At 61.9% G+C, this 14571-nt stretch carries 14 protein-coding genes; all 14 read left to right on the forward strand.

The features are described from left to right. Positions 1–2 precede the first annotated feature (2 nt). Complete coding sequence (locus tag V5B44_RS24750; RefSeq protein WP_332361818.1) at positions 3–797, forward strand: enoyl-CoA hydratase/isomerase family protein; 795 nt, start codon at positions 3–5, stop codon at positions 795–797. A gap of 129 nt (positions 798–926) precedes the next feature. Continuing rightward, positions 927–2963 (forward strand): acetyl/propionyl/methylcrotonyl-CoA carboxylase subunit alpha, encoded by a 2037-nt coding sequence (locus V5B44_RS24755; RefSeq protein ID WP_332361820.1) that lies wholly within the window; start codon positions 927–929, stop codon positions 2961–2963. Further along, positions 2960–3883 (forward strand): hydroxymethylglutaryl-CoA lyase, encoded by a 924-nt coding sequence (locus V5B44_RS24760; protein ID WP_332361822.1) that lies wholly within the window; start codon positions 2960–2962, stop codon positions 3881–3883. Before V5B44_RS24755 ends, V5B44_RS24760 begins: the two co-directional genes overlap by 4 nt. Positions 3884–3908: 25 nt before the next feature. After that, positions 3909–4133: a DUF1289 domain-containing protein gene (locus V5B44_RS24765; protein ID WP_434735528.1), complete on the forward strand. Its 225-nt coding sequence runs from the start codon at positions 3909–3911 to the stop codon at positions 4131–4133. A gap of 2 nt (positions 4134–4135) precedes the next feature. Then, positions 4136–4327 carry a hypothetical protein gene (locus tag V5B44_RS24770; protein WP_332361825.1) on the forward strand — a complete coding sequence of 64 codons (192 nt, stop codon included), beginning with the start codon at positions 4136–4138 and terminating at the stop codon, positions 4325–4327. After that, positions 4327–5241, forward strand: a complete 915-nt coding sequence (locus V5B44_RS24775; protein ID WP_332361827.1) for an MBL fold metallo-hydrolase — start codon at positions 4327–4329, stop codon at positions 5239–5241. The genes V5B44_RS24770 and V5B44_RS24775 overlap by 1 nt, the downstream gene beginning before the upstream one ends. 21 nt (positions 5242–5262) lie before the next feature. Continuing rightward, positions 5263–6495, forward strand: coding sequence for an adenylate/guanylate cyclase domain-containing protein (locus V5B44_RS24780; RefSeq protein WP_332361829.1), 1233 nt, complete (start codon positions 5263–5265; stop codon positions 6493–6495). Between the two features lie 187 nt (positions 6496–6682). Then, complete coding sequence (locus V5B44_RS24785) at positions 6683–7858, forward strand: aspartate aminotransferase family protein (protein ID WP_332361831.1); 1176 nt, start codon at positions 6683–6685, stop codon at positions 7856–7858. A 9-nt stretch (positions 7859–7867) separates the two neighbouring features. Further along, positions 7868–8845, forward strand: coding sequence for an ornithine carbamoyltransferase (gene argF, locus V5B44_RS24790; protein WP_332361834.1), 978 nt, complete (start codon positions 7868–7870; stop codon positions 8843–8845). Next, the gene (locus tag V5B44_RS24795) at positions 8842–10071 is read left to right on the forward strand and encodes an argininosuccinate synthase (protein WP_332361836.1); all 1230 of its coding nucleotides are present in this window, start codon (positions 8842–8844) and stop codon (positions 10069–10071) included. The genes argF and V5B44_RS24795 overlap by 4 nt, the downstream gene beginning before the upstream one ends. A gap of 18 nt (positions 10072–10089) precedes the next feature. Beyond that, positions 10090–10299, forward strand: coding sequence for a DUF2788 domain-containing protein (locus V5B44_RS24800; RefSeq protein WP_332361838.1), 210 nt, complete (start codon positions 10090–10092; stop codon positions 10297–10299). Between the two features lie 4 nt (positions 10300–10303). Further along, positions 10304–10615, forward strand: a complete 312-nt coding sequence (locus tag V5B44_RS24805; protein WP_332361840.1) for a pyrimidine/purine nucleoside phosphorylase — start codon at positions 10304–10306, stop codon at positions 10613–10615. 82 nt (positions 10616–10697) lie between these two features. Then, positions 10698–11192, forward strand: a complete 495-nt coding sequence (locus V5B44_RS24810; protein ID WP_332361842.1) for a YajQ family cyclic di-GMP-binding protein — start codon at positions 10698–10700, stop codon at positions 11190–11192. 287 nt (positions 11193–11479) lie between these two features. Further along, positions 11480–14437, forward strand: a complete 2958-nt coding sequence (locus tag V5B44_RS24815) for a DEAD/DEAH box helicase (RefSeq protein ID WP_332361844.1) — start codon at positions 11480–11482, stop codon at positions 14435–14437. The last annotated feature ends 134 nt before the right edge of the window (positions 14438–14571 follow it).

Raw genomic sequence — 14571 nt, forward strand, 5'->3', positions numbered from 1 at the left:
TGATGAGTGAGTATCAAGCGATATTGACCGAAGTTGACGGCAACGTCGGTATCCTGACGCTGAACAAGGCGCCGCGTCACAATGCCTTCGACGAGCAGCTGATCGCCGAAATCACCGAGGGGCTGCGCGAGCTCGAGCTGGACACCCGCGTTCGCGCGGTCGTGCTGTCTTCCACCGGCAAGAGCTTTTGCGCCGGAGCCGACCTGAACTGGATGAAGCGCGCAGCCGGGTATTCGCAGGAGGAGAATCTGCGCGATGCCAACCGGCTCGCCGAGCTGATGTCGACGCTCAATGAACTCTCGAAACCGACGATTGCCCGCGTGCAGGGGCCGGCTTACGGTGGCGGCGTCGGCCTGATCGCGGCTTGCGACATCGCTGTCGGCACCTATGACGCAGTTTTTTCGCTCAGTGAGGTCAAACTGGGAATCGTGCCGGCGGTAATCAGTCCCTATGTCCTGGCGGCCATCGGCGAACGCTATAGCCGTCGCTACATGCTGACCGCCGAGCGATTCTCCGCCGCGGAGGCCTACCGGATCGGTCTGCTGCACGAGCTTGTCCCGGGCGAGGAACAGCTCGACGAAGCGATTGCGGAGATCCTCGACAGCCTGCTGGCCAACGGCCCGCAGGCTCAGGCCGAGTGCAAGACGCTGATTCGCATCGTTGCTGGCCAGCCGATCGACGAGGAAACGATTGCCGAGACGGCGCAGCGTATCACACGGGTGCGTGCCAGCCCCGAAGGCAGGGAAGGTCTGGCGGCCTTTCTCGACAAGCGGCAGCCCAACTGGATAGCCGACTGAAATGCTGACTACCCGGAAAAAGAACCCGGCTCGTCGATATTCGGCGGGCTGCTGTGGACGACCTGCCGGGCTAAACCGGGGACGCTTCCAGCACTGTAAACTGGCGCTGCAAAGCTGAAAGGGTGCTCGATGTTTGCCAAGATTCTGATTGCCAACCGCGGCGAGATCGCCTGTCGCGTTATCCGGACGGCACGCCGTATGGGCATCCGCACCGTTGCCGTTTACTCCGAGGCCGATGCCAACGCGCGCCACGTGCGCCTCGCCGACGAAGCCGTGTGTATCGGTCCGGCTGCCGCCCGCGAGTCCTATCTGGTCGCTGACCGGCTTCTCGATGCCGCCTGCCGGACCGGCGCGCAGGCCGTCCATCCCGGCTACGGCTTTCTCTCCGAAAACGACCGTTTCGCCGACGCCTGCGCGGCCGCCGGAATCGTATTCATCGGTCCGCCGGCCACAGCGATCCGCGCCATGGGTTCGAAATCCGCGGCCAAGACGCTGATGGCCGCTGCCGGTGTCCCGCTGACACCGGGTTACCATGGGGACGATCAGCAACCGGCTTTCCTGCAGCGGCAGGCCGACGCCATCGGCTATCCGGTGCTGATCAAGGCGGCCGCCGGCGGTGGCGGCAAGGGCATGCGCCTGGTCGAGAAAAGCGACGATTTCGCCGCCGGGCTGGCCTCGTGCCAACGCGAGGCGATCTCGTCATTCGGCTCCGATCAGGTGCTGATCGAGAAATACCTCAGCCGTTCGCGCCATATCGAGATCCAGATCTTCGCCGACACGCAGGGCAATTGCGTGCATCTCTTCGAACGCGACTGCTCGGTGCAGCGCCGCCATCAGAAAGTGCTTGAAGAGGCACCGGCGCCGGGCATGACGCCGGCTCGGCGGGCAGCGATGGGCCAGGCTGCCGTAGAGGCTGCGAAAGCGGTCGGCTATGTCGGCGCGGGAACGGTCGAGTTCATCGCCAGCGACAGCTTCGCTCAGGACGGCAACTTCTACTTCATGGAGATGAACACCCGCCTGCAGGTCGAACATCCGGTGACCGAGATGATCACGGGACAGGATCTGGTCGAATGGCAGTTGCGCGTCGCCTGCGGCGAATTGCTGCCACTGCGACAGGATCAGCTCGACATTCGCGGCCATGCACTCGAGGCACGGATCTATGCCGAGAACCCTGACCAGGAGTTCCTGCCGTCGACCGGTCGCCTGTTGCACCTCGCGCGGCCGGCAGAGAGTCTCAACGTTCGCGTCGATACGGGAATCGAACAGGGCGACGAAATCACGCCGTACTACGACCCGATGATTGCCAAGCTGATCGTCTGGGACGTCGACCGCCCTGCCGCGCTGGCGCGCATGCGGCAGGCGCTGGCCGACTACCGCATCGTCGGCGTAAACACCAATATCGACTTCCTCTCGCGCCTGGTAGCCTGCCCGGCTTTCGCCAATGCCGATCTCGACACCGGCCTGATCGAGCGCAGCCGGGACTTTCTCTTCCCGGCCCGCAGTGAGCCACCAAGCAGCGTTTTTTTCGTCGCCGCAGTTGCCGGATTGCTGCGCGAACATGAGGCAGCCCTGGCTCGTGCCAGTCACTCGGGCGACCCCTGGTCGCCCTGGAGCCTGCACGACGGATGGCGGCTGAATATCCAGCCGAGGCGCACGCTCACCTACCGGAGTGGTGATGCCCGGCATGAAGTCATCGTCGCCTATGAGGCCGATGGCTGGCGTTTGACGCTGGGCAGCGAGTCGGTCCTGGCGCGCGGCCGGTTTCTCGACAGTGGCCAGTTCGCCGGCCAACTGGCGGTTGAACTCGATGATCGCCGCCTGGTGGCGAGCGTCATTGCGGTCACCGAGAAGCAGGAGCAGAAACGCCACGTCTTTCTCAATGGCACGAACTACGTCATCCTGCGCGACGATCCGCTGCATCTCGTCGAAGCCGGCGGTGCGCATGGCGGCGGCCTGACCGCACCGATGCCGGGCAAGGTCATTGTCTTGCTGGCCGCGGCCGGCCAGCAGGTGGACAAGGGAGCGCCGCTGCTGATTCTCGAGGCGATGAAGATGGAACATACGATTACCGCGCCGAAGAACGGCCGCGTCAAGGCCTTCCGCTACGCGGCCGGCGATCAGGTCGCCGATGGTGCCGAGCTGGTCGACTTCGAAGTGACGCAATGATGCTGCCGAAGCGGGTCAAGCTGGTCGAGGTCGGGCCGCGCGATGGCCTCCAGAACGAACCGCAGATCGTTCCGGCGGCGATCAAGATCGAACTGGTCGAACGTCTTGCCGACGCCGGGCTGTCGACAATTGAGGTGACTTCCTTCGTCGCCCCCAAGTGGGTGCCGCAGATGGCCGACAACGCCGAGGTGCTGCGAGCCGTACTGGCGGGTCCGCCGCGTCGGCCAGCAGTGTCCTACCCGGTGCTGACCCCCAACCTCAAGGGTTTCGATGCGGCCATCGAAGCCGGCGCGCAGGAAGTCGCCATTTTTGCTGCGGCCTCGGAAGCCTTTTCGCAGAAGAACATCAACTGCAGCATCGCGGAGAGTCTGAAGCGCTTCGCTGCCGTGGTCGATGCGGCCAGCGCCCTGGAGATCAAGGTACGCGGCTACGTTTCGTGCGTCGTTGCCTGTCCCTACGAAGGCGCCGTTGATCCCGCCAGAACGGCATGGGTTGCGCAGCGACTGCTCGAAATGGGTTGCTACGAGATCTCTCTCGGCGATACCATCGGCGCCGGTACCCCGGCCTCGATCCAGCGGATGATCGAGGCTTGCGCGGCGGTCGTACCGATCGGGCAGCTCGCCGGGCATTACCATGACACTTACGGGATGGCGATCGCCAATATCTACGCCTCACTCGAACTCGGCATGGCAGTATTTGACAGCTCGGTCGCCGGACTTGGCGGCTGTCCTTATGCCGCCGGAGCCTCCGGCAACGTGGCCACCGAAGACGTGCTCTTTCTGCTGCAGGGCCTGGCGATCGAATGCGGGATCGAGATGGACAAGCTGCTTGCCGCTGGCCAGTTCATCTCACGTCATCTGGGCCGCGAGCCGGCTTCGAAAGTGGCACGGGCGCTGCTGTCCGGGCAAGGTGCCCGCTGATAATGGTTGATCTGGAGTATCTGTCGTGACGCAAGAGGTGGCCTCGCCGTGCATCAATGTCTGCCGGATGGATGCCGGCACCGGCCTGTGTCTGGGTTGCTTCCGGACGATCGAAGAGATTGCCGTCTGGAGCCGCGCTTCAAATGACCAGCGTCTGAAGGTTCTGCTGGCCGTCGAGCGTCGCCGGGCCGAGCACGATCCGCTCGGCTGCGCATCTGGCGGCGAATTCTCTGGCGACTGCGAGCGCTGACCATGAGCGCGCCTGAGGAAGAGTACCTTTGCGTCGGCATCTGCATGCCCGACCCGGATTCCGGTTATTGCCTCGGCTGTGGTCGCCCGCCACTACCGGTGTCGCCGGTCACGCAGGGAATCGTCGTTGAAGAGCTGCGCCCGATGCGGATCTTCGGGGAGTTGCCTGACACCGACCCGCCGGGAAAAGTCTGATGCTTCCCGACAGCCTGCTGGTTCTTGAACGGGGCTGGCTATCGTCGAACAATATCGTCTTCCTCGAAGGCGAACAGGCAGTGCTAATCGACAGCGGCTACGTCACCCACGCCGCCCAGACGGTCGCCCTGCTCCAACATGCGCTGTCCGGCCGTCGTCTGACCCGGCTGCTCAACACCCACTCACATTCCGACCATATCGGCGGCAACGCGGCGATCAGCGAGGCCTTTGGCTGTCAGGTCATTGTTCCTCAGGGCATCGACGCAACCATTGCCGAATGGGACGAAGAAGCCTTGCTGCTCTCGCCGCTCGGCCAGTCGGCGACCCGCTTTCGTCATGATGCAACGATCGCCGCCGGCGACGAACTCGAGCTCGGCGGCCTAAACTGGCGTACGTTCGCAGTGCCCGGCCACGACATGGACGCACTCGCCTTCCACAACCCCGAGCGACGCCTGCTGATTTCCGGCGACGCCCTCTGGCGCAATGGTTTCGGCGTCGTTTTTTCGGAACTCCTTGGCCACCCCGAAGATGCCGGCGGCCTCAGGGCAGCGCGCGAAACGCTCGATCTGCTGGCTCGCCTGCCGATTGACGTGGTGATTCCGGGCCACGGCGCGCCCTTCGTCGAGGTCGAAGATGCCTTCGCGCGCGCCTATCAGCGCCTTGCCAACTTCGAGCAGGATGTCGAGTTGCTAGCCCGCCATGCGCTGAAGGTCATTCTCGTTTTTGCCCTCCTCGAAAGGAGACAATTGCCTCGCGCCGACCTGCCAGCGTTCCTTGCCAAACTCAGCTTCTGCCAGAGCGTCAATGCGCGCTACCTCAACCACAGCAACGAGGAACTCGCGCAGTGGCTGGCGAGAGACCTGATCCGGGTCGGCGCCCTGAAAGAGGTCGATGGCGTACTGCTTGCCGTATAGCCGGAAAATGGAGAGGGGCGAGTGACCGAGAGCACGAATGCGGACGATGTCGTCTACAGCGATATCGAATTTCGCCGCTACCGCCGCCACCGGGCCGAGCGCCTGTTACGCAGCGGGGTCGGCTTTCTGCTTGCCTATGCCCTCGCGTGGAGCACCGTTGCCCTCCTGCGCGGCGACTGGCCGACGCTGGTATTGCAGGGAGTCTCGATCGGCGGCATGGCCTGGGTGTGCTTCTGCCTCTCCCGCGGCCGGCTCGGGCTTGCCGGTCACTCGTATTTCTGCCTGGTGATCCCGGTTGTGGTCGGCCTGGTCGTACTGGAGGGCGTCTCGGGCCCATTCAGCAGTATGAGCCACTACCACCTGCTGCCGCTCACCGTCGGCGCATACCTGCTGTTTTTCGAGCACAGTGCCCGCGGGCGGCGGGCGTATGTGGGGATCTGCCTGGCAGTCTTCGTGACCGTCGAACTTGGCTTGGTCACACTGCCGCCCTATGGTCTTCCCTACGACCTGGCCGGGCAGCGCAACGGGCGCTGGCTCCTTTTCTTCGCCAACTTTGCTTCCCTGATGCTCGTGGCCCGGCGCTTCGTAACTGATTTCGCGGAAGCCGAGAAACAGCTCGCCGCTGCCAACGTCCGGCTGGAACAACTCCTGGAGAACATGTTGCCACCGACCGTCTGCCAGCGCCTGAGACGTGAAGGACACACCTTCGCCGATGCCTTCGGCGCCTGTAGCGTGCTTTTTGCCGATATCGTTGGCTATACGTCCCTGTCGGAGTCGGTACCCAATGTGGTCAACCTGCTGGACGCGATTTTCTCGCGTTTCGACGATCTCACCGGGCAAAGTGGTCTGGAAAAGATCAAAACCATTGGTGATGCCTACATGGTTGCAGCCGGCATTCCGGAGCCTCGCGCAGACCACGCGGCGGCAGCGGCCGAACTGGCACTCCGGATGCAAACGGCGATAAGGGACTTTCCGGGACTGGACATTCGTATCGGCATCAGCTCGGGCGCCGTCGTCGCGGGCGTAATTGGCAAGAAGCGCTATATCTACGACCTGTGGGGTGACACCGTCAATACAGCGGCGCGTATGGAATCACAGGGGCTGTCCGGCCAGATTCAGATCAGCGAGGCCACGCGAGCGCTGTTGCCGCCCGAATTCGTTTGCGAGGATCGTGGCGAGATCCAGATCAAGGGCAAGGGGCCGATGCGGGTGTTTCTGCTCAAGGGGCGCGCAGTCGGCAACGGACAGGCCTGACCATTGGCAAAGCCGCCTCCTTTTCTATACAGCAGTTTTTTTTTCCCGTAGAATCTTTGCCTTGTCATCCGCCACGCCAGAGCTTCTGAAGGCTGTCGGGGCGTACTGATCGGGTCCGAGTGCGTGTATCGTTATCCGGCGGCGCAAGCCGCCGTTTCAGTTTCAAAGCCTCCGCAATAGGTGGTCCATGTCTCACCTGATGAATACCTATGCCCGCTTGCCGGTCGCCTTCAGCCATGGCGATGGCAGTTGGGTGACCGATACCGACGGGAAGGTCTATCTCGACGCCCTGTCGGGGATTGCCGTCTCCACTCTCGGACACAACCACCCGCAGCTGGTTGCGGCCATCGCGGCGCAGGCCGGTCGCCTGCTGCATTCATCGAACCTCTACCGGATTCCGCAGCAGGAACAACTGGCTGACAAGCTGGCGGCGCTGTCAGGAATGGACGAGGTCTTCTTCTGCAACTCCGGCTGTGAAGCCAACGAAGCAGCGATCAAGCTGGCACGCCTTTTTGGCCACCAACAGGGAGTTGACATCCCGGCGACGATCGTCATGGAAAAGGCTTTCCACGGCCGTACCATGGCGACACTTTCGGCGACCGGCAATCGCAAGGCACAGGCCGGTTTCGAGCCGCTGGTATCGGGCTTTTTGCGCGTTCCCTACAACGATCTCAATGCGATCAGGGCGATTGCCAGGTACAACAAGAACATCGTCGCGGTCATGCTGGAGATCGTCCAGGGCGAGGGCGGCATCAACACCGCCGAGGTCGATTTTCAAAGGGGTCTGAGGGCGCTGTGCGACGATCGGGGCTGGCTGTTGATCTGCGACGAGGTACAGTGCGGCATGGGCCGGACGGGCAGTTGGTTTGCCTTCCAGCACGCCGGCATTCGCCCGGACGTGGTGACACTGGCCAAGGGGCTTGGCGGCGGCGTGCCGATCGGCGCCTGTCTGACAGCGGGGCAGGCGAAGGGGCTGTTCGGGCCCGGCAATCACGGTTCGACCTTCGGTGGCAATCAACTGGCAACGACGGCGGCCCTGACGACCATTACCGTCATCGAGCAGGATGGCCTGATCGACCGTGCTGTAGTCGTGGGGCGGCTGATCCGTGAGGGTCTGGCGCAGGGACTGGCAGGCTGCCGGGGCATTGTCGACATCCGCGGTCAGGGCCTGATGATCGGCATTGAGCTTGATCGGCCGTGCGCCGAACTGGTGACGCGCGGCCTTGACGTCGGTCTGCTGATCAATGTCACCGCCGACAAGGTCGTGCGGCTGCTGCCACCGCTGACCTTCAGCACCGACGAAGCCAACGAGCTGGTGTCGCGCCTGACGAAACTGATTCTTGATTTCCTCGCCGCTGCTTAGAGATCCCCCATGGACAGCGTAAAACACTTTCTGCAGTTCAAGGACTTCTCGCGTGCGGAGTTCGACCACCTCTTCGCACGCTCGCGCTGGATCAAGACGCAGTTCAAGGCCTACCGCAAATACTGGCCACTGTGCGATCGCACGCTGGTGATGATTTTCGAGAAGGCCAGCACGCGTACCCGCCTCTCTTTCGAGGCCGGCATGCAGCAACTTGGCGGCTCGGCGATCTACCTCAACAGTCGCGACTCACAGTTGCAGCGCGGCGAGTCGGTCGAGGATGCGGCGCAGGTGATCTCGCGCATGAGCGACGTGGTGATGATCAGAACCTTCGAGCAGGCGATCATCGAGCGCTTTGCGGCCCATTCGCGCGTGCCGGTCATCAATGGCCTGACCAACGAGTACCACCCCTGCCAAATCGTGGCTGATATTTTCACCTTCATCGAGCATCGCGGCCCGATTCAGGGAAAGACGGTCGCCTGGATCGGCGATTCGAACAACGTCTGCAACACCTGGCTGCAGGCCGCCGAGGTGCTCGATTTCAAGATTCAGGTGTCGACGCCGCCGGGTTATGAAGTGGAAGCCGGACGCGCCGGACTGCATGGGACGGGCCACTTCGAACAGTTTTCGGACCCAATGGATGCTGCCCGCGAAGCCGATCTGGTGACGACCGACGTGTGGACCTCGATGGGTTTCGAGGCCGAAAATGAAGAGCGGAGGCGCGATTTTGCGGACTGGCAGGTCGACAGCGAGATGATGCGAATCGCCCGTCCAGAGGCACTCTTCATGCACTGCCTGCCAGTCCATCGCGGCGAGGAAGTCTCGGCAGCGGTCATCGATGGCCCGCAAAGTGTGATCTGGGACGAGGCCGAAAACCGCATGCACACGCAGAAGGCGCTGCTCGAGTACCTGCTGCTGGGCTGCGTCGAGGTGTCGGGGCCGCCTTCCCGGTCTGGCTCCAAGTCAAATTCGAGCAAGGAAATGCCATGAGTGACATCAAGAAAGCTGTTCTTGCCTATTCAGGCGGTCTCGACACCTCAGTGATCCTGAAGTGGCTGCAGGATACCTATGGGTGCGAGGTGGTAACCTTCACCGCTGACCTTGGCCAAGGCGACGAACTTGAGGCAGCACGTCCGAAAGCGCTCAAGCTCGGCATTACCCCCGATAACATCTACATTGAGGATCTGCGCGAGGAATTCGTGCGCGACTTCGTGTTCCCAATGTTCCGGGCCAACACGCTTTACGAGGGCGAGTATCTGCTCGGCACCTCGATTGCCAGACCGCTGATCGCCAAACGAATGATCGAGATTGCCAACCTGACCGGTGCTGATGCTGTTGCGCACGGTGCGACTGGCAAAGGCAACGACCAAGTCCGCTTCGAACTCGGCGCCTACGCGCTGCGGCCGGATATCCGGATCATTGCCCCCTGGCGCGAGTGGGACCTGCTGTCGCGCGAGAAGCTGCTGGCTTATGCCGAGCGACACGACATCCCGGTCGAAATGAAGCACCGGCAAGGTGGCTCACCCTATTCGATGGACGCCAACCTGCTGCACATCAGCTACGAAGGTCGTCACCTCGAAGACCCCGCCGCCGAGGCCGAGGAATCGATGTGGCGCTGGACGGTTTCGCCAGAGGCGGCACCCGATGCCGCCGAGTATGTCGACATGCAATTCGAGCGTGGCGACCTGGTGGCGATCAATGGCCAGCGCATGCCGGCAGATGAGTTGCTGGCGCTGCTCAACCAGTTGGGCGGAAAGCACGGCATCGGTCGCATCGACTTGGTCGAGAACCGCTACGTGGGCATGAAGTCGCGCGGCTGCTACGAAACGCCCGGCGGCACCATTCTGCTGCCCGCCCACCGGGCGATCGAATCGATCACTCTCGATCGCGAGGTCGCCCATCTCAAGGACGACCTGATGCCGCGTTACGCCAGCCTGATCTACAACGGCTACTGGTGGAGCCCTGAGCGTCGTGCGCTGCAGACACTGATCGACCACACCCAGCAGTCGGTCAACGGCTGGGTGCGAGTCAAGCTCTACAAAGGAAATGTGATTGTCGTCGGCCGTGATTCAAAGACCGATTCACTGTTCGACTCGACCATTGCCACCTTTGAAGACGATGCCGGAGCCTATGACCACAAGGATGCCGCCGGCTTCATCAAACTCAACGCGCTACGCATGCGGATTGCGGCGAATCTTGCCAGCCGCAAGAGCTGAGAGAGAAATGGGCCGTCAATGTTCGGGCTGACGGAAGAGCAGATTTCGGAATTTGGCATGACCTTCGGGATCGGTGCCTTCATGCTGTTCATGCTGTTCATCATCGGTGAAATTGCCTGGAAGTCGAAGGCGGGCAAGACCGGCACGATCATACTGTTTTTCGTTTTGTCCTTCGGCATGCTCGGCTTCATCGCCAAGACAATCATCGAGAAAATCTGGGGAATGTAAAACCATGTCGCAATTTGATCAGGTCAGCGTCGTCAAGCAGGCCAATGTATACTTCGATGGCAAGTGTGTCAGCCACACCATAGTGTTCACCGACGGCAGCCGGAAAACGCTTGGCGTCGTCCTGCCGTCAACGCTGACTTTTACCACCGGCGCGCCGGAAGTGATGGAGGGGGTGGGCGGCAGTTGCCGCGTTCGCCTCAAGGGCGAGAGCGATTGGACGGCCTACGGTACCGGCCAATCCTTTGCGGTGCCCGCCAATTCATCGTTCGAGATTGCCTGCGATGAGGCGTATCACTACGTCTGCCACTTCGGCTAGATCGGGTTGATTGTTCCTCGCGCTGGCCACGCCAGCGTGATCAGAGCACTCTTTCCAACTGAACCCTCGACCGGAACGCCACATGCCTTCATTCGATTTTTCTTCAGAAGCCGACATGGCTGCATTGCACAACGCGATAGACGTGACCAGACGGGCCATCGACAATCGTTACGACTTCAAGGGTACCAGCGCCAAGGTGGAATTGAACGAGAAGGACAACCTCATCACTCTCTACGGCGACTCCGATTTCCAGCTCGGACAGATCAAGGATCTCCTCTTTCCTGCGATGGAGAAGAAGGAGAAGGAAAGTACCAAGCGGCTGGAGGATCAACCGGTGCAGCGCGTCTCGGGCAACAAGGTCAAGCAGGAACTGAAAATCCGGATCGGCATCGAGACCGAACTGGCAAAAAAAATCGTCAAGCTGATCAAGGATTCTAAGCTGAAGGTTCAGGCCTCGATCCAGGGTGACGCGGTTCGTGTCAGCGGGGCCAAGCGTGATGAGCTACAAACCTGCATCGCGACCGTGACCAAGGCAATTAGCGACTTCCCGATCAAGTACGGCAATTTTCGCGAGTGACCCGAACGATGGCCGAAAGGATTGGCGTCGTGCAGCATCCTTGCCGGAATTCGCCGCCGTGTATTGTGCTATTCGACCGTGCGCGCTCCAGGTGCCCCAACCCGCGCTGCCGGAAGGCGGGCTGGCGATGACTGCTCTGAAGCGAATCCATACCTTGAGAACGTTTCCGATCAGTTCGCCCCGTCGACCCTTGATGTGGCTGCAACCTGCTGCTGGCTGCCGCCGGGGCATTGATGCTGCATAACCCAATCGAGGATCCGGAACCTGTGGACAAGGCGGAGCCCGGCATGCTTTCCTGGACGGAAGAATTGCGGCGCGTGGCGATGGCGGTCAGCAAGAAAGACCGCAATCCTGCGGCCAACCGGCAGCAGCTCTTTTACCTGCTGCACTGGACGTCCGATGCACGGGGCTTTGGCGTCACTGTAAACAAGGGCCGCGATCCGGAAAGTGCCGACGAGTTGTGGTCCATCGATCGCGCGCTGAGCAAACCACCGCGCTTCGTAAGCGATGAGGATCGCGCGATTCTGCGCCTGCTGTGGGCTGAGCGTTCTTTTGACACCGGCCTGCGTGTCTTTGGTCTGGGACCGCAGCACGGTGGCGAGGCGCTGCAGCTCATGGCACAAAGTGGCCGACTGTGTCGCAAGGACGACTTCTCGGTGCTCATGCTGTCGCCGGCGCGCCCGGCCAGGGTCCGATGGCAGGCGCACAGCGAAGGGCGCCAGCAAGCGACTCTGGTACCGGAGCCTGCAGCCAGCCTGGTGATCCCGCTGCAGGTACCGTGGTTCGTCGATCTTGAAAAGCGTCTGATCGGTCCGTTGCAGGTGCGAGGCAATCCGGCGGTGGTCGCGCGCCTGTTCTCGCTGCCGCCGCTTTCAGCGACCGCTGCAGCACTGGTTGGCGAAGCGCTGGCCGAACCGGCACAGGAGTTGCCCATCGACGCGGAACATGCCAGCGCCAGCATGCGCAGTATCGTGGCTGAGCCGGTTCCGCTACTCCGCCTGCAGACGCTGCAGACGCACGGGAATCGAAGTTGGCGGGACTACCTGGCCAGCTATGGCGGCGGGCCTTTCGACGTCGCCTTGCCGGTTTTTCGCTATGCTGATGTCGAGGTCATCCCTGACGACACGCGCGGCTTCTCGGTTCTGGCTGGTGGCGAGATGGTCCGCATCGAACGTCAGCATGCTGTCGAACAACGGTTGATGGACGAGCTGACCAGCTCTGGTCTGGAAAAGATTCCGGGCTACGTGCTGCACACCTTTGGCCGGCCGCCGGACAACGCCTATGGTCTGGCGTTGGAAAGCATGTGGCCGGCTTTTATGCGCGATGAGCTGGAATACCTGCACAGCGCGGGCTGGCAGGTCGAGTTTGCTGACGATTTTCGCCACCGGGTGCTGGAGGTCGAGGCCTGGGATGCTGACCTTGTCGAGTCGGAGAGCGGTTGGTTCGACCTCGACATGGGAATCATCGTCGAAGGGCAACGTCTGCCGCTGGCACCCTTACTCGCCGCCCTGTTCCGGCGTGATGGCCGCTGGCTTGATGCCGGCTTGCTGGCGCAAGTCGCAGACGACGAGATGATCGAGCTGGTCACGCCCTCCAGCCTGAGAATTCGCGCCCCAGCCTGGCGTTTGAAACCGCTGGCGGCGACACTGATTGATCTCTTCGACGGCTTTCCAGGCGGCAACAGCCTGCGTCTTTCACGCTTCGACGCGCCGCGCCTGGCGGAACTCAACGATCACAGTCGCTGGCAGTTCAGGGGCCAGAGTGACGTGCTGGCGCTTGCCGACCAACTGACCGCAGCACAGGGAATCAGCCACATCGATCCGCCCGCCGGGCTGGGGCTTGAATTACGCCACTACCAGACCGAAGGCCTGGCCTGGCTGCAATTCCTGCGCGAGCAGAATCTCGCCGGCATTCTGGCCGACGACATGGGCCTGGGCAAGACCGCCCAGACACTGGCGCATCTGCTGCTTGAAAAGGAAGCTGGGCGGCTTGATCGTCCAGCTCTGATCGTCCTGCCAACCTCCCTGATTTTCAACTGGAAGAACGAGGCGGCGCGTTTCGCGCCCGGTCTGTCGATTCTTTCGCTGCACGGCCCGGAGCGCAAGACCCGGTTTGCCGAGATCACGCGGCACGACGTGGTGTTGACCACCTACCCCCTGCTCTGGCGCGATGCCGCCGAACTGACGCGGCATAGCTACCACCTGCTGATTCTCGATGAAGCACAAACGGTGAAGAACGCACGCAGCCAGGGCGCCGAAGTGGTGCGCAAGATTGCGGCCCGACATCGTCTGTGCCTCACCGGGACACCGCTGGAAAACCACCTCGGCGAGCTCTGGAGTCAATTCGATTTCCTGCTCCCGGGATTCCTGGGCAACAACCAGACCTTTACCAAGTACTGGCGGACGCCGATCGAAAAACAGGGTGACACCAACCGGCGCGATCTGCTCGCCCGCCGTGTCCGCCCCTTCATCCTGCGCCGCAAGAAGGAAGAGGTGGCGCGAGAACTGCCCCCGAAAACCATCATCGTGCGCAAAGTCGAACTGGTCGGCGGCCAGCGCGATCTGTACGAAACCGTGCGTGTCGCAATGGACGAGAAGGTGCGGGAGGAGATTGCCAGTAGAGGTTTCAACCGGAGTCAGATCGTCATCCTCGACGCCCTTCTGAAACTGCGGCAGGTCTGCTGCGACCCACGCCTGGTCAAAGCCAAGTCGGCCCAGAAGATCAAGGAACGAGCCAAGCTCGATCTGCTGATGACCATGCTGCCGGAGCAGGTCGAGGAGGGTCGCCGGATCCTGCTGTTCTCCCAGTTCACCAGCATGCTGGCCCTGATCGAAAAAGAGCTGAAGCTTGCTGGTCTCGACTATGTGATCCTCACGGGCGAGACCAAAGACCGTGAGGAGCAGGTTCGCCGCTTTCAGGCGGGGGAGGTATCCATCTTCCTGATCAGCCTCAGGGCTGGGGGCGTCGGACTGAATCTGACCGCAGCAGACACCGTGATCCACTATGATCCGTGGTGGAACCCGGCAGCTGAAAACCAGGCTACCGACCGCGCCCATCGCCTCGGCCAGGACAAACCGGTTTTTGTCTACAAGCTGATCGTTGCCGGCAGCATAGAGGAGAAGATTCTCGCCCTCCAGGAACGTAAGGCTGAACTTGCCGCACGCATTCTTTCCGCCGACCAGGGAGTCGACGCCAAGTTCGGCAGCGATGACATCGCCGCCCTCTTTGCCCCGCTTCCCGGATGAAAAGCAAGGTCTGGGCAGAAGGGATGATCGGCAAGTCCAAGGGAAGCCGGGCGATGCTCCGATCGTCGTCGATGCACAAAGATTTCATGCCCGGCGGTGGTCTACCCGGTCGCCCGGCCGAGCAGGTTGCGGGG

It is taken from the genome of Candidatus Accumulibacter necessarius (assembly GCF_036625085.1).

Bases quoted from the DNA above. Each gene is read 5' to 3' on its own strand.
- V5B44_RS24805 (WP_332361840.1), top strand. From the start codon at position 10,304: ATGTCGCAATTTGATCAGGTCAGCGTCGTCAAGCAGGCCAATGTATAC.
- V5B44_RS24815 (WP_332361844.1), top strand. From the start codon at position 11,480: ATGCTTTCCTGGACGGAAGAATTGCGGCGCGTGGCGATGGCGGTCAGC.
- V5B44_RS24810 (WP_332361842.1), top strand. From the start codon at position 10,698: ATGCCTTCATTCGATTTTTCTTCAGAAGCCGACATGGCTGCATTGCAC.
- argF (WP_332361834.1), top strand. From the start codon at position 7,868: ATGGACAGCGTAAAACACTTTCTGCAGTTCAAGGACTTCTCGCGTGCG.
- V5B44_RS24800 (WP_332361838.1), top strand. From the start codon at position 10,090: ATGTTCGGGCTGACGGAAGAGCAGATTTCGGAATTTGGCATGACCTTC.
- V5B44_RS24785 (WP_332361831.1), top strand. From the start codon at position 6,683: ATGTCTCACCTGATGAATACCTATGCCCGCTTGCCGGTCGCCTTCAGC.
- V5B44_RS24750 (WP_332361818.1), top strand. From the start codon at position 3: ATGAGTGAGTATCAAGCGATATTGACCGAAGTTGACGGCAACGTCGGT.
- V5B44_RS24795 (WP_332361836.1), top strand. From the start codon at position 8,842: ATGAGTGACATCAAGAAAGCTGTTCTTGCCTATTCAGGCGGTCTCGAC.
- V5B44_RS24775 (WP_332361827.1), top strand. From the start codon at position 4,327: ATGCTTCCCGACAGCCTGCTGGTTCTTGAACGGGGCTGGCTATCGTCG.
- V5B44_RS24755 (WP_332361820.1), top strand. From the start codon at position 927: ATGTTTGCCAAGATTCTGATTGCCAACCGCGGCGAGATCGCCTGTCGC.
- V5B44_RS24760 (WP_332361822.1), top strand. From the start codon at position 2,960: ATGATGCTGCCGAAGCGGGTCAAGCTGGTCGAGGTCGGGCCGCGCGAT.
- V5B44_RS24770 (WP_332361825.1), top strand. From the start codon at position 4,136: ATGAGCGCGCCTGAGGAAGAGTACCTTTGCGTCGGCATCTGCATGCCC.